The sequence below is a fragment of the Heliorestis convoluta genome, from assembly GCF_009649955.1.
Lineage (GTDB): Bacteria > Bacillota > Desulfitobacteriia > Heliobacteriales > Heliobacteriaceae > Heliorestis > Heliorestis convoluta.
Window position 1 is genome coordinate 2,814,289 of sequence record NZ_CP045875.1, and the last position, 14,314, is coordinate 2,828,602.

The following is a 14,314-nucleotide window of genomic DNA, read 5'->3' on the forward strand; positions in this document are numbered from 1 at the left end:
GCGAAAAAGCGCCTTGCCTAGGCTTTTTTTGACTTGTTAGGTCCACTTTTTTCCTTGCCAGCTGTTGCGTTCCAGCAACAAATCGTCAATGCCCTGAAGCACCAGCCACTTGCGATTGATCCAGTTCGGGCCTAGTAAAAGGTGTCGAGGCGCATCACCGGTTAAACGTTGTATGACAACGGAAGGCTTCAGTATTTCTAAGGTGTCGACAACCCTCCGCGTATAAGTGGCCTGATCGAGAAATTCAAAGGTGCCAGCTTCGTACTCTTGTACAAGAGCTGTTCCTTTCATCAAGTGCAAGGAATGAAATTTTAATCCTTGTATATCCATGGCTGCTACAGCTTCTCCCGTAGCCATCATGTCTTCTTCTGTTTCACCAGGCAAGCCATAGATAATATGGGCACAAGTGCGAATATTTCTCGCTCGCAGTCGCTCTAAGGCTTCATAAAAGGTGTCAACGTCGTGACCGCGCTGGATTCGTTCTAGTGTCTTATTGTGAATGCTCTGTAGTCCCATTTCTACCCAGAGATAGGTTCGCTCATGAAGTTCTGAAAGCAGTTCCAGTGTCTCTTCAGGCAAACAGTCTGGTCTCGTCGAAATAGAAAGACCGATTACATCATCTTGGGCCAGAGCTTCTTCATAAAGCCCTTTGAGATAGGTAGGATCGGCATAGGTATTGCTATAGGCTTGAAAATAGGCAATGTATTTACCTTGAGGCCATTTTTTTTGAATTCTTTCCCGAATTGTTTTGAACTGTCGAGCAATTTCATGCTCTGGATCGCCTGCACAGGCACCTGACCCCTGGGGGCAACAGAAGATGCATCCACCGGTGCCAATGGTACCGTCTCGATTAGGGCAAGTTAAGCCAGCGTTGAGTGATACTTTCATCACTTTCTCACCAAAACGCTGACGAAGATGATAGTTTAGGGCGTGATAGCGTTTATCTCCCCATACGAAGGGGACCTTGTTGTCTTCCAAGAAGGGACTTCCTTTCTTGCTCTTTGGCTCTCATACTTTTTCATTATTCTAGCATTCACCAGAGCAGATCACAATGCGCAGTCAAGGCGATGAAAAAAGAAAAGCAGTGGCAGGGCTTTTACGCCCTAGCCACTGCTTTCTTGAACAATGGTATTTGAACTAGCTTGAGCTGGCTACTTGCTCTCCTTGAGGTGCAAAAAAGCGAAGCATATCCGGAAATTCTTCCTCTAGATTTTTGTAAAAACATAATACCATTTCTTCTTCTGATTCTTTCATGTGTCCATGATAGATATCTATAACATACTGGGGAATAGAATCATTATTGGTCAACATCAGCTTAATGGCATCAATTGCCAGTTGAATGTCTTCTTCTTTGTTCCAACCCATCAGCTTCCCTCCATTTCATAGCATGCTTACCAAGATATTACTATATTTTTTATTCCTTGTATAGGAAAAAATCTCGTCATAATTTATTAAGATCTAGAATTTGTCGTTTCTTTTCTTGCTTTTCTTTAAGCTTTGCCTGTTCTTTTGTAGCCAACTATGCTTTCTCGACAATCTCTCTCAAAGAACGTAGCAGATCCTTGCCCTGTGTTGCTGCTAGTGTAACAATTGATGCCAGGCTCGATCATGCTTATCTTCTTCTATAATTTCTTCTTCTTCGATAATATCCCAACCCATGCGAATTTCTACACCCTGGTGCTCACCACGGCGATATTTTATAGAGAGCAAAAATTCTTCTGGTATTTCTACTTTGGTATCGCCAATGTATAAAGCGCCCGCTTCTAGTTCTTTGACTAGAGAACGAAGCTTACGGATAGCACCTTCTCGGTCTACGACAACTGCTCTACTCACCGTCCTGTCTCCTTCCTTCCTTTGTTGTCTTTAGTATGGAATTTTCTCAGGCAAGCTATGTCTTGGAAAAGTTACTTTCAGCGCCTCTTCTGTCTCTTATCTTGCAAAAATAAATAGACTCAGCCAATTGACTGAGTCCTTGAAAAATGATGCTCTATATTTTTTGTATCTGCTGCCATAGGATGGCTTTGGTACACCAACGCTACCTTCTTTTATCTAGCTCTTGGGCCAGATCAGAAAGCTCGATGTTATGCTCTCGTAGCAATACGAGAAGGTGATAGAGGAAATCACAACTTTCATAGATGATTTCTTCATTCGCATGGTTCTTGGAAGCTATTATGACTTCTGCGGCTTCTTCACCGATTTTTTTTAAGATCTTGTCTTGGCCTTTGGTGAACAAGTAGGTGGTATAAGATCCTTCAGGCATTTCTTTTTGGCGATCTGCAATGACTTGGCTCAGTCCTGTAAGTACCAAACCAATATCACGCTTTTCTTTGTTCTTTTCTCTATCGATAGAGTCGATACTTTTCTCTGCTTCTAGATCTTGATTCTTTCTGTCCCCTTCTTGTGCCTCGAGGTCCGGGCTTCGGAAGCAAGAGCGCAAGCCTTCATGGCAAGCAACACCGACTTGCTCTACTTGAAAAAGCAATGCATCGCCGTCACAATCAATTTCCAGATCTTTTACGTACTGCACATGACCGGATGTTTCACCTTTGTGCCATAGAGTCTGTCGGCTGCGGCTGTAGAAGTAGGTTTGCCCTGTTTCAATCGTCTTGGCTAAAGATTCTCGATTCATATAGGCAACCATTAGGACTCTACCATCACGATAGTCTTGAATGATTGCCGTAACGAGTCCTTGGGGGTCATACTTTACCTTATCTATCAGATCGTTGCTTATGTTTAACGATGCCATCGCCGTACAGGCACTCCTCTCTCCTCTAAGAAGGCCTTCGTTTCTCGGATGGTATATTCTTTGTAATGATAAATTGAAGCGGCCAGGGCTGCATCGGCCTTTCCTGCGGTAAGTCCCTCATAGATATGTTCCAGGTTGCCAACGCCACCGGAAGCAATGACGGGAATGGACAAGGCTTCACTGATAGCAGACGTTAAGGGAATATCATAGCCATCTTTGGTACCATCACAGTCCATGCTCGTTAGGAGGATTTCTCCGGCTCCTAGTCCTTCTACTTTTTTGGCCCATTCGATGACATCCATGCCTGTTGGTGTCCGTCCACCATGAATGTACACTTCCCAGGCTTCTAAAGATTCTCCTTGTTCGTTGCGACGTCGTCTGGCGTCAATGGCAACGACAATGCATTGAGAGCCAAACTTTTTGGCACCTTCTGCAATTAAGTCCGGCGTTTGTACTGCCGAGGTGTTAAGAGAAACTTTATCAGCCCCTGCTTTCAGCATTTCTCGAATATCCTCAACGGTACGCAAGCCTCCACCCACGGTAAAAGGAATAAAAACTTCTTCTGCAGTACGACGAACCACATCGAGCATGATGGCACGATTGTCGGAAGAAGCGGTGATGTCAAGAAAAACCAGTTCATCAGCGCCTTCTCGATCATAGGTTGCTGCCAGTTCTACAGGATCACCGGCATCACGAAGGTTAACAAAGTTGGTTCCTTTAACGACACGGCCCCCGTGAACATCGAGACAGGGAATGATCCGCTTCGTTAGCATACATCTTCCCTCCCGGCTGTTGCCGAGCGGGCCAATGCAATCGCTTCTGGAAGATCAATGGAACCTGTATAGATCGATTTTCCTAGAATCACACCTTCTATGCCTTCGGTGTATAAGTCAGCAGCTGCTTTCACATCGTCAATGGTAGCAAAGCCGCCAGAAGCAATGAACTTTAAGCCTGTTTTTCTAGCTAGATCGGCTGTTGCTTTCAAGTTCGGACCTGCCATGGTGCCGTCTTTGGAAATGTCCGTATAGATCACTCGTTTGGCTCCAAGCTTTTTCATTTCTACAGCCAACTCTAAAGCTGTTATTTCAGATGTGCCTGCCCAACCGTCTGTAGCTACCCAGCCATCGCGAGCGTCCAAGCCAAGGACAATGCGAGAACCGTACTTTTCACAAGCTGTGGCAAAAAGATCAGGATTTTTTATCGCCACGGTGCCGAGGATTACACGAGAAACGCCTAGACTCAAGTATTTATCAACAGTGGCCATGTCACGAATGCCGCCACCAATTTGAACAGCCACTGTTACAGCGTCTAATATGTCTTTGATCGCATCAAGGTTTTGCGGGACTCCTTCAAAAGCCCCATCGAGATCGACAAGGTGAATCATCTGCGCACCTTGTGCCTGCCAAGCCAAGGCTTGTGCTACAGGATCGTCATTGTATACAGTTGCTTCACTCATTCGCCCCTGGTAGAGACGGACACAACGGCCTTCTTTTAAATCAATCGCTGGAAAAATTAACATTTCTCTACCTGCTTTCCAAAGTTCTCTAAAATTTTAAGACCTAGATCGCTTGATTTTTCAGGGTGGAATTGTGCTCCTACTAGGCGATCGCGACCTGCAATCGCGCAAAAATCAAAGCCATAACCAGCCGTTGCAATAATTAAAGAATCATCAGCCGGCTCAACGTAGTAGGAATGAACAAAGTAAAATTCAGACTGCGAAGGCACCCCTTCTAGCAAAGCATTTTTTTGTCGAATTGTCAATTGGTTCCATCCCATGTGAGGCACTTTGAAACCTGCTGGCAAGCGCCGAACTTTCCCGGGGAAAATGCCCAAACCTCGATGGCAGCCTCCTTCTTCGCTTTCTTCAAACATCAGTTGATAACCAAGGCAAATGCCGAGAAAAGGCTTTCCTTGCTCGATCACCTGATAGATAGCGTCGATAAGATTGCTTTTGCGCAGATTGTCCATGGCGTCGGCGAAAGCGCCTACGCCTGGGAGAATAACGCCTTTGGCTTTGAGCACTTCTTCAGGGTCACTGGTAATATAGGCTTCATATCCTACTTTCTCCAGGCCTTTTTGGACACTTCGCAAGTTCCCCATACCGTAGTCTATAATCGCGATCATTGTAGCTTCCGCCTCCCTGGTTCGTTCCGAAAGTAGAATAGACTGCCCCATCCTGTGTAAGGGCAAGTAGCAAGAAGTGCTTCGGTTATAACACTTCTTTAGTAGAAGGAATTTGCCCCGCTGTCCGAGGATCTATAGCAACAGCCTGCTTGAGGGCTCGTCCCAACCCTTTGAAGATGGCTTCAATAATATGATGTCCGTTTCCGCCTTCTAGGAGGTGGATGTGTAAGTTCATAAAGCTGTGATTGACAAAACCTCGGAAGAACTCTTCAACCAACTCTGTTTCTAAAGCGCCCACTCGTTCTACAGGGAGAGTTACTTTATAGACAAGAAATGGGCGACCGCTAAGGTCAAGACAGACTCGAAGGAGCGTTTCGTCCATGGGAACGTAGGCGTGGCCATAGCGGGTAATGCCTTTTTTATCTCCCAATGCTTGTTGCAAGACTGTGCCTAGGCAGATACCTAGATCTTCTACAGTGTGATGGTTGTCTACCTCTAGATCACCTTGGCAAGTTAGGGTAAGGTCGAGTTGACCGTGCCTAGCCAGCAAAGTGAACATGTGATCGAGAAAACCGATGCCTGTCTTGCCTTCGTAGCGACCTGTGCCGTCAAGGTTTAATTCCATTGTTATGTCGGTTTCAGCTGTCTTTCTAGCGATGGTAGCTTTTCTGTTATCTCTCTCTACAAGGTTCACAGGGTCCACCTCTTTTGTTCCGGATCGTAGAGGGACTCTAAAGCAGCGATAAGTTGATCGTTTTCTTTTTCTTGGCCCACAGTAATGCGTAAGGTGCCATTCAGGCCCGGTCCGCCGCCGAGCTTGCGAACGAGAAGGGCACGGTCTAGAAGAGCTTGATGGATTTTTGTAGTTATTGCCATTTGTTCTTCTTCTGTCTCACCATAGGGACGGAGGAAGATGTAGTTGGCGTCTGTAGGATAGACTTGCCAAGAAAAGGGTTTGAGCCGTGGCAGAAGCTTTTCTCGTTCCGCAAGGATGGTATCGATTTGTTCTTGAAAAGCTTCTCTTTCTTCTAAGGCGATGCAGGCTGCTCGCTGAGAGAAGGCGTTCACGTTAAAAGGCTGGCGCACTTTGTGCATTTCTTGAATGATTTCTTGCGACGCCATAGTATATCCGACCCGCAAGCCTGCCAATCCAAAGGCTTTGGAAAAGGTGCGTAAAATTATAAGGTTCGGGAATTCCTGTAGCCGTGCTGCCATACTTTTGCCGGCAAATTCGTAGTAAGCTTCGTCGACAATGACGATTTTGTCCGTTCCTTCTAAGACAGCGATAATGTCTTCTTCTGAAAAGCAGTTGCCTGTGGGGTTGTTCGGGTTGCAGATCACGATAACTCTCGATTCTTCCTTGGCAGCCGCGGCTAGCAGCCCCGGTACGTCCAATCGATAGGTTCCTTTCTCTTCGAGAAGAGGTACATCGATAACTTTTCCACCAACATAACGGGTGGCCATGCCGTACATGACAAAAGTGGGATGGGAAATAACAGTGGCCAAGCCAGGCCCACCAAAGGTGAGTAGAATCAATTGGATCGCTTCATCGGAACCATTAGAGATAAGAATTTCTTCGGTGGAGCGACCTGTGTAGAGGCTGAGCGCATGACGTAGTTCTTTGGCTTCTGAATCGGGGTAGCGAGTAAAGGGATAGGTGGCGATTTCTGATTGTACGCGTTGAACATAGGATTGGGGCCAAGGGAAGGGATTTTCGTTGGCGTCAATTTTTACACCCTCTGGATATACCTTGGCTTGATACGGTACCATATCTCGAATATCTTGTCGAGCCCATGTAAGAGGGCTTTTCCTCTCCACTGGAACAATCCCTTCTTTCTTTTTGTGGCTTTTGTTGCGATTGATGGAAGCGGGTTTTTATTTCTTTTTCAAGCGTACTTGAATGGCATTGGCGTGAGCGTCTAGCCCTTCAACGGTGGCTAAGGCTATGATATCGTCGGCTGTTTTGGCAAAGCGCTCTTGAGAGTAGGCAATGACACTTGTTTTTTTCATAAAGGTGTCTACGTTTAAGGGAGAATAGAAACGAGCCGTGCCGCCTGTTGGTAAGACGTGGTTCGGTCCTGCGTAGTAGTCACCGACTGGTTCGGGTGAGTAAGGACCTACGAAGATGGCGCCGGCGTGGGTAAGTTTGCCGAGCAAAGCAAAAGGTTCTTGTGTTAATACTTCTAAGTGTTCTGGTGCATAGAGGTTGGAGACTTTACAAGCTTCCTCTAAATCTTTTACGATGATCACGGCGCCGTTGTCCCGTAAAGCCTGTACCATCACGTCTTGGCGTGACAAGGTGGCGAGTTGCTCTTCGATTTCTCTTTCAACGGCTTGAGCTAACTCTTGAGATGGTGTCACTAAAATGGCCGCAGCTCGAACGTCATGCTCGACTTGCGACAAAAAGTCTGCTGCTACATAAGCCGGTGAGGCTGTTTCATCTGCTATGACAAGAATTTCCGAAGGGCCTGCTAACATGTCAATGTCAACAGTGCCATAGACTTGCTTCTTAGCAATGGTTACATAAATGTTGCCAGGACCCGTAATCTTATCGACAGCTTTTACGCCTACGCCATAGGCGAGGGCCGCCACGGCTTGGGCGCCTCCCATACGATAGATTTCTGTAACGCCTGATTCAGCCGCTGCGACAAGGGTGTAGGGGTTGATAGAACCATCTTTTCCAGGTGGTGTCGCCATGACTATGCTTTTTACACCGGCAACTTGAGCCGGTATGGCGTTCATTAGCACCGAGGATGGGTAGGAAGCAAGGCCACCGGAACATATATGCCGACACGATCGAGGGGACGAATCAGTTGTCCCAAAATCGTCCCGTCCCTTTCTGGTTCCATCCAGGAAGGGCGCATTTGTTTTTCGTGATATTTTTTTATGTTGACCAATGCGCGGCGCAAAGCTTCTAAAACGGTAGGGTCCACTTTCTGGTAGGCTTCTTCAATTTCTTGCTCTGAAATGGCAAAGTTGGCTTCCGTAACGGTGGCGCCATCAAAGCGTTGTGTATAAGCAAAAAGCGCTTCCGTGCCTTCCCTACGAACTGTTTCGAGAATTTGAGCGACCTGAGAAGCAACGGGGCCTTCATCAAGATTTTTTTCTGCAGCAGCTGATCGGCTTCTGCAGAAGGATAGGCGATTCGGCGTATCATTTACGAACGGACCTCCTTATCTTTGACGATACTGCGCACACAGTCGACGAGAGGTTGTATTTTTTGGTGTTTCAATCGATAGGCTACGCGGTTGGCTACAAGGCGAGCAGTGGCACCAAAAATATCTTCAATTGCGACGAGTTGATTCTCTCGTAAAGTCCGTCCTGTCGATACAATATCTACGATCATGTCGGCCAGGCCTACAGCCGGCGCTAGTTCGATGTTGCCGTGAAGCTTGATCACTTCTACTTGCATACCCCGCTGGCGAAAAAAGTTTTCTGCTACGTAGGGGAACTTGGTGGCAACACGACGATGATTAAACTGGCTGAGGTCGCGGCCCTGCGCTGTTACTTCTGGTAAAGCGACGACAAAGCGACAATAGCCAAAGCGCAAGTCAACCAGTTCCATCAAGTCTTTGTCTTGTTCCACAATCGTATCTTTGCCTACAATGCCTAGATCAGCGGCACCATATTCTACAAAGGTAGGAATATCAGTGGGGCGACAAATGATATATTTCAGGCCTTCTACTTCATTGGTGAAGACCATTTTGCGACTATCTTCTTTTAATCCTTCTGTGCAAAGTCCTGCTTCTTGTAATAGATCGACAGAATCTTCGTAAAGCTTGCCTTTGGGTAAAGCAATGGTCAAAAAGTTTCTCATGAACTAGGCCTCCTCTTTGCTATCGTCGGGCTCTGTTTGAGGCGATGCTGCAAAGTAGACCACATTGCGGATACCTCTTTCGCGAGCGTAGGCTTTTAAGGCTTCTTCTTGTAGGCCTAAAACATCAATTTCCACGATAGAACCGCGTGCTCTCAGTCGTGCTGCTTTGCCTAAGATTTCAGGCAAGTTGTCGCCACCGAGTAATACATCTGGCATTGGGTAAGGTGATGGTTGATTAGAACGAGATAGGGCAAGCAAAACTCGCTCAAGACCAATGGCAAAACCAGTGGCGGGACTGTCAAAGCCCATTTGCGCTAGCAGTCGATCGTAGCGTCCGCCTCCGCAGATGGGGAAGCCTAGGCCTTCTGTATACCCTTCAAAAACGACGCCCGTATAATAGTCAAAGCCACGCAGGACACCTAGATCTAAGGCAATATAATCTTGCACACCATAAAGCGAAAGGGCTTCATAGACTTGGCGAAGATTCTCTAGGCCTTGGCGAGCTTTTTCATTGACGGCTAGAATAGAGGCTTCTTCTAAAACTTCCTTGCTTCCGTGGAAGGTAGGCAATCGAAGCAAGAGCTCAGCTTGATCTAGGTTAAGAGGATGATCGTCTAAAAATTCTTCTAAGCTGACAAAATCTTTTTTGGCGACCAGTCGGCTAATCTTCACTTTTTCTTCTGGTGACAGTGGTAACTCTTCCATAATGCCGTTGAATACGTCAATTTGACCGATTGATATCTGAAAATCTTCTAATCCGGATTCGCGCAGGGCTTCTACAGCCAGTGCTATCACTTCTGCATCGGCAAGGGGTCCCGGTGCTCCAATCAGCTCAACGCCTGATTGATAGATTTCTCGCTGTCGGCCTGCCTGTGGTTCGTCATAGCGAAAAACGTTAGCACCATAGAAAAGACGCTGTGGTAAGGGTTCTTTATAAAGACGAGAGGCAACAAGGCGTGCAATGGGTGTAGTCATTTCAGGACGCAAAACCATAATATGGCCTTTGCGATCGAAAAGTTGAAAAAGTCGACCGGCCATTTCTTCCCCTGTATCGATGGCAAGCACATCGAGATATTCCACCGTTGGCGTGATCACTTCCTCATAGCTCCATGACGTATAGAGCTGAGCCCATTTGTTCTCTAAAGCTCTCTTCATTTGTGCTTCCCCAGGCAAAAAATCTCGCATCCCTGCTGGAATTTGTAATAAGCTGCGATCTTTCGTCATAACGACGCCATTCCCTCCTCTTGATAATCCTAAAAGCAAAGATAAGACCATTGTATGGTTTCTATACCATTTCTACACGATACTTTTTCATTACATTACTTCATCTAGTTAAAGTGATATTTCTAAGCCTATCATGAAATTTTAAACGGTGTCAACGAGTTTTTTCTTTTCTCGAAGTCGTTGCAAAAGCAACTTGTAGCCATCGGCACCGTAGTGCAAAGAGCGCTTTACTCGTGATATGGTCGCTGGGCTTGCACCTGTTTCTTCTGCGATGTGGGTGTAGGTACAGTCTTTTTCAAGCATTTTGGCCACTTGTAAGCGTTGTCCTAGTGCTTTTAGTTCAGCGACAGTACACAAGTCTTCGAAAAAACGATAGCACTCTTCTATATTCTGAAGCTCCAATATGGCTTCAAAAAGCCGATCCAGTGATTCTTCTTGTAGTTTAGAAGCCACCAAGAAGCTCTCCTCCTATCGTAGCGTAGCGATTCAAGGCTTATCGTTAGTATAATGATTTTTTCAAGGTTCCTGCAACTAGAGAATTCTTTCTAGCAAGTCGAATGGCAGTTGAGCCTTTTGGCCTCTCTTTGATATACTATGGATAGCACTTGTGTCGATTTTTATGCTACTCTATGGGTAAGGTAAGAAAGGTAGGAATTTGTTTTGATTACTTTTGGATATTTTCTGAGCCCTACGCAATGGCTTTTGGTGCTCGCTCTGGTTCTGCTTTTCTTTGGTGCCAAGCGATTGCCTGAGATTGGACGAGCTCTCGGCAAAAGCTTAAAGGAGTTTAAGGAAGAAGTGACACCAGAAAAGACACCCGGCGACAAAGCCAAGGAAGTTGATGCTCGGATTGTTGAGGAAGAAAAGAAAAAAGAGCAATAATTTTTTCTGTTTTGCAAATGGCAAGGCAAAAGGCCTCTTCACACTATTATGGTGGTGAAGAGGCCTTTTCTGATCATTTTATACTTTTGGTAATTTTTCTAAGCTTTTAGCCAGTGCTTCATCGGAGTGTGGAATGTCGTTGAGTCTGCCTTCGAAGTAGGAATCATAGGCGCCTAGATCGAAGAGGCCGTGGCCGGAGAGGCAGAAGAGGATTGTTTTTTCTTCGCCTGCTTCTTTGGCTTTTTTCGCTTCGGCAATGGCAGAGGCGATGGCGTGGGCAGATTCTGGTGCCGGTACGATGCCTTCTGTGCGTGCAAATGTCAGCGCTGCTTCGAAGATGGCTTTTTGACCGTAAGCCTGCGCTTCAATAAAGCCATCGTGGAAAAGTTGGCTGACAAGAGGAGATTCGCCGTGGTAACGGAGGCCGCCGGCGTGGATGCCTGGTGGCATAAAGCTGCTACCGAGGGTATACATTTTCGTGATCGGTGTAAGCTTCGCCGTGTCTCCATAATCATAGGCAAAAGTGCCTTTGGTTAAGGTAGGGCAAGCGTCAGGTTCTACAGCGATAAAGCGAGTCTTCTTGCCTTGGAACATTTCAGGCATAAAGGGGAAGGCGATGCCGGCAAAGTTACTGCCACCGCCACAGGCTCCAATGACAATATCAGGGTAGGTATCAACTTGGGCCAGTTGGGCTTTTGCCTCTAAGCCGATAATCGTTTGGTGAAGGATAACGTGGTTTAAGACACTTCCTAAGGCATAATTGGTGTCTGGTCGAGATGCTGCGTCTTCCACCGCTTCTGAGATGGCAATGCCCAGGCTGCCTGTTGATTGGGGATTTTCTTCTAGCACATGACGACCGGCTGCTGTGCGCGTAGAAGGAGACGGAATCACTTCCGCTTCGTAAACTTGCATAAAAGATTTGCGATAGGGCTTTTGTTCGCAAGAGACTTTGACCATGTAGACGGTACATTCCAAGTCAAAAAACTTGCAAGCGAGTGATAAGGCACTGCCCCATTGGCCCGCTCCTGTCTCTGTAGCAAGTCGGGTGATGCCTGCTTTTTGGTTATAGTACGCTTGGGGCAAAGATGTATTAAGCTTATGGCTACCAGCGGGACTGGTGCCTTCGTATTTGTAGTAAATTTTTGCAGGCGTGTCAAGTAACTTCTCTAGCTGTGTCGCTCGATATACAGGCGTAGGGCGCCACATTTTATATAGTTCACGAACTTCTTCTGGAATTTCAATCCAGCGCTCCGTCGTTACTTCTTGCTTAATTAGCTCCATGGGAAAAATAGGTGATAAATCACCAGGTTCTATTGGCTGGAAGGTCTGTGGATTCAACGGTGGATCTAATGGTGTTGGCAAGTCTGCTTGAATGTTGTACCAGGCTTGGGGTATTGATTTCTCTTCAAGTATGATTTTTTTGGAATGAGGTAAACTCATGCTCAACTCTCCTCTCCTGTCTGCGCCTTGTGCTTGATTTTTGCACCAATAGAACGTCTTTGTATAGATGTACCACTCCATTGTAAGCTGAAATGATTCTATCAGACAAGCCCAGGCTATGGAAAAAGCTTATTCTTTTTTTCGATTCCATCGCAATCCTTGACGAAAGAGAGAAAAGGTTTTGTCCAACAAGTTTTCCATATTATCGCTTTGTTCTGTTTTTTCTGTATCTCTTTTTTCTATGTCTACTTTTTCTTCTTCTGTCAATTCTAGAAGCGTTGGCCTTGCAGCTTTTGCTTTGTCTTTCTTTTTGAGTTTTTGATTCTGCCCTGTCTCTTTTTGCAGCTTCATAAGATCTTGTCGTAATTTTTCCCGCATCGATTCTGACTTTTGGAGCTGTTCTTTTGTCATTTGCAATTCTTCTTCTAGCGTTGCCATGGCTACGGGAGAGTAAATGGCAAGCAATTCTTGGAGACGCTTGATTTCTCGCTGCATTCGTTCAATTTCTTCTTTGACGAGTAGATCGTGAATTTCCTCATAGAGACGGACTTTGCCTAAGACCAATTCTCCCTCTTCATCTTGATTGGCTTTGTCTGGGTTTTCTACACCATCTATGTCTTCTCGAAAGCCCAATCGACCTCGAAGCTCTCGATTTTCTTGCTCTAAGATAAATAGAAATTCGGCCAGTTGCTCTCGACGTTCTTCCGATCTTCCCAATTCTTGTGATAGGGCCGTTTTCTCTTCTTTAAGTTCTTCGAATCGTAGCGGTGATGCTTCTTGCAACCTTTGTTGGAGGCTTTTGACTTCTTTTTTGAGTCGATCACTTTCTTCTTCGAGCAAGGTGCGGCGGAATTCTTCTTGGCGACGCACTTTCTCTATTTCTTTCTCTTGCTCTAAAGGCTCTTTCGGCACTAGGCCGCCTGCTTCGAGAAGGGCTACTTTTTTTAGCAATTCTTCTTTTTCTTGTTCTAGTAAAAAAAGCTGCTCGTCGATAATGCGACGTCGTTCTTCTCTTTTTTGTAGTTCTTGTTCCTGCGCTTCTAGCTTTTCTTCTAGTTCTGCTACTTTTCTAGGTCCTATGGTGGCGACCGTTTCCTGAAGTTCTTCATTTTCCCGACGCAATCGACTAATTTCTTGAGCCAGTCGTCGACGATCTTTTTCTGCTTGTGCCGTAACGACTTCCCGAAGGCGAACTTTGTCTTTGGGACCTTTCCAGATCTGCCAGCAACGACGGATCAATCCTTGCGCTGCTTTGATTGGGTTGTCCATCCATTTATCGACCCAGCCAGCGCCAAAAGGTCTGACTCGCTCCTGTGGCTGTATTAAATATGTATACAGAGTCGTCTTTTTAAGGGCTTCTAAGAGTAGAGGCTGATCAAAAAGACATATATTGTCTTCTTCTTGCTGTAAGAGCAGAAGAAAATCGCCTCCCTTATAAGTGGCTTCTTCGATGGCTTTGGCCACTTGAGGCGCCTCATTCATATCGACGAACTGTTCTATGACAATAAAGCGACGCCCTTTGAGAAAAAGGTGACGCAGCCGAGGTAAAAAGTTATTGTTGCTACTGGCGACGATGTGCACTTTTACGGAGCCGCGACTGCTGTCGATGGGCCATTCCCTGTGCTTATGCCAGCCCACAAGACCTCGTCGAGCCAGTTCTCTTGCTCTTTCTGTTCTTGATGGTTCTATAACTGAAAAGTCTATTTCACGAACTTGTAACCATTCCAATCGTTTACCTTGTTTTGTAGAAGGCCAGAGAACGGGATAGCCTTTGGCTGTAACGACCTTGCCAGGGGCGCATTGTTTTGCCCACTGTTGGGGAATCATCCAGAGCATGGTTCGCCCTTCTTCGTCACGAACAAACCATAAAAAAGATTGTCCCACAGGATTTCGCTCCGGCAAAAGCTCCGCCTTGAGAACAAACTCACTTTGTTTTAAAGCTTCTGTTGATTCTTTTTCTAAAATGCGATTCATACCGTCTAAAAAGTTTTTTACTGTCTTCGGTTCATCCATTTTTTTCTCCACCTTTTTGACCTTGACTAGGACTGATTCGATGATGAAGTAATTATTTCCTTTCAGTG

The 14,314-nt window shown here is 45.9% G+C and carries 15 protein-coding genes and 1 pseudogene; 1 reads left to right on the forward strand and 15 read right to left on the reverse strand.

What is annotated here, in order from left to right:
* Positions 1 to 36: 36 nt before the first annotated feature.
* The 13 genes and pseudogenes from mnmL to FTV88_RS13385 form a co-directional block, all read right to left on the reverse strand.
* A complete protein-coding gene (mnmL, locus tag FTV88_RS13325; protein ID WP_153726069.1) occupies positions 37 to 978 on the reverse strand; it encodes a tRNA modification radical SAM protein MnmL/YtqA in 942 nt (313 codons plus the stop codon).
* Positions 979 to 1,137: 159 nt separating this feature from the next.
* A complete protein-coding gene (locus tag FTV88_RS13330) occupies positions 1,138 to 1,365 on the reverse strand; it encodes a hypothetical protein (protein ID WP_153726070.1) in 228 nt (75 codons plus the stop codon).
* A gap of 213 nt (positions 1,366 to 1,578) precedes the next feature.
* A complete protein-coding gene (locus FTV88_RS13335; RefSeq protein ID WP_153726071.1) occupies positions 1,579 to 1,833 on the reverse strand; it encodes a hypothetical protein in 255 nt (84 codons plus the stop codon).
* Positions 1,834 to 2,035: 202 nt separating this feature from the next.
* On the reverse strand, positions 2,036 to 2,746 hold the full coding sequence (gene hisIE / locus FTV88_RS13340) for a bifunctional phosphoribosyl-AMP cyclohydrolase/phosphoribosyl-ATP diphosphatase HisIE (RefSeq protein WP_153726072.1): 711 nt from the start codon (positions 2,744 to 2,746) through the stop codon (positions 2,036 to 2,038).
* Positions 2,734 to 3,519 carry an imidazole glycerol phosphate synthase subunit HisF gene (gene hisF, locus FTV88_RS13345; protein ID WP_153726073.1) on the reverse strand — a complete coding sequence of 262 codons (786 nt, stop codon included), beginning with the start codon at positions 3,517 to 3,519 and terminating at the stop codon, positions 2,734 to 2,736. The genes hisIE and hisF overlap by 13 nt, the downstream gene beginning before the upstream one ends.
* Positions 3,513 to 4,265 (reverse strand): 1-(5-phosphoribosyl)-5-[(5-phosphoribosylamino)methylideneamino]imidazole-4-carboxamide isomerase, encoded by a 753-nt coding sequence (hisA, locus tag FTV88_RS13350; protein ID WP_153726074.1) that lies wholly within the window; start codon positions 4,263 to 4,265, stop codon positions 3,513 to 3,515. Before hisA ends, hisF begins: the two co-directional genes overlap by 7 nt.
* Positions 4,259 to 4,870: an imidazole glycerol phosphate synthase subunit HisH gene (hisH, locus tag FTV88_RS13355; protein ID WP_153726075.1), complete on the reverse strand. Its 612-nt coding sequence runs from the start codon at positions 4,868 to 4,870 to the stop codon at positions 4,259 to 4,261. The genes hisA and hisH overlap by 7 nt, the downstream gene beginning before the upstream one ends.
* An 85-nt stretch (positions 4,871 to 4,955) precedes the next feature.
* Positions 4,956 to 5,564 (reverse strand): imidazoleglycerol-phosphate dehydratase HisB, encoded by a 609-nt coding sequence (hisB, locus tag FTV88_RS13360; protein ID WP_153726076.1) that lies wholly within the window; start codon positions 5,562 to 5,564, stop codon positions 4,956 to 4,958.
* Complete coding sequence (gene hisC / locus FTV88_RS13365; protein WP_153726077.1) at positions 5,561 to 6,688, reverse strand: histidinol-phosphate transaminase; 1,128 nt, start codon at positions 6,686 to 6,688, stop codon at positions 5,561 to 5,563. Before hisC ends, hisB begins: the two co-directional genes overlap by 4 nt.
* Positions 6,689 to 6,745: 57 nt before the next feature.
* Positions 6,746 to 7,992: pseudogene (gene hisD, locus FTV88_RS13370) on the reverse strand (histidinol dehydrogenase); the annotation flags it as partial.
* 35 nt (positions 7,993 to 8,027) lie between these two features.
* Entirely contained in the window at positions 8,028 to 8,687 is a 660-nt protein-coding gene (hisG, locus tag FTV88_RS13375) for an ATP phosphoribosyltransferase (RefSeq protein ID WP_153726078.1), read from the reverse strand.
* A 3-nt stretch (positions 8,688 to 8,690) separates the two neighbouring features.
* Positions 8,691 to 9,911 carry an ATP phosphoribosyltransferase regulatory subunit gene (gene hisZ / locus FTV88_RS13380; protein WP_153726079.1) on the reverse strand — a complete coding sequence of 407 codons (1,221 nt, stop codon included), beginning with the start codon at positions 9,909 to 9,911 and terminating at the stop codon, positions 8,691 to 8,693.
* A gap of 141 nt (positions 9,912 to 10,052) precedes the next feature.
* A complete protein-coding gene (locus tag FTV88_RS13385) occupies positions 10,053 to 10,367 on the reverse strand; it encodes a YerC/YecD family TrpR-related protein (protein ID WP_153726080.1) in 315 nt (104 codons plus the stop codon).
* Positions 10,368 to 10,571: 204 nt separating this feature from the next.
* On the opposite strand from FTV88_RS13385, the gene tatA reads away from it, so the two are divergent.
* Positions 10,572 to 10,793, forward strand: a complete 222-nt coding sequence (tatA, locus tag FTV88_RS13390) for a twin-arginine translocase TatA/TatE family subunit (RefSeq protein WP_153726081.1) — start codon at positions 10,572 to 10,574, stop codon at positions 10,791 to 10,793.
* Between the two features lie 78 nt (positions 10,794 to 10,871).
* Here tatA and FTV88_RS13395 read toward each other — a convergent pair whose 3' ends face one another.
* Together FTV88_RS13395 and FTV88_RS13400 are read right to left on the reverse strand one after the other, a co-directional pair.
* Positions 10,872 to 12,233 carry a TrpB-like pyridoxal phosphate-dependent enzyme gene (locus tag FTV88_RS13395; RefSeq protein WP_153726082.1) on the reverse strand — a complete coding sequence of 454 codons (1,362 nt, stop codon included), beginning with the start codon at positions 12,231 to 12,233 and terminating at the stop codon, positions 10,872 to 10,874.
* A gap of 129 nt (positions 12,234 to 12,362) precedes the next feature.
* A complete protein-coding gene (locus FTV88_RS13400) occupies positions 12,363 to 14,246 on the reverse strand; it encodes a coiled-coil domain-containing protein (RefSeq protein WP_153726083.1) in 1,884 nt (627 codons plus the stop codon).
* Between the last annotated feature and the right edge of the window lie 68 nt (positions 14,247 to 14,314).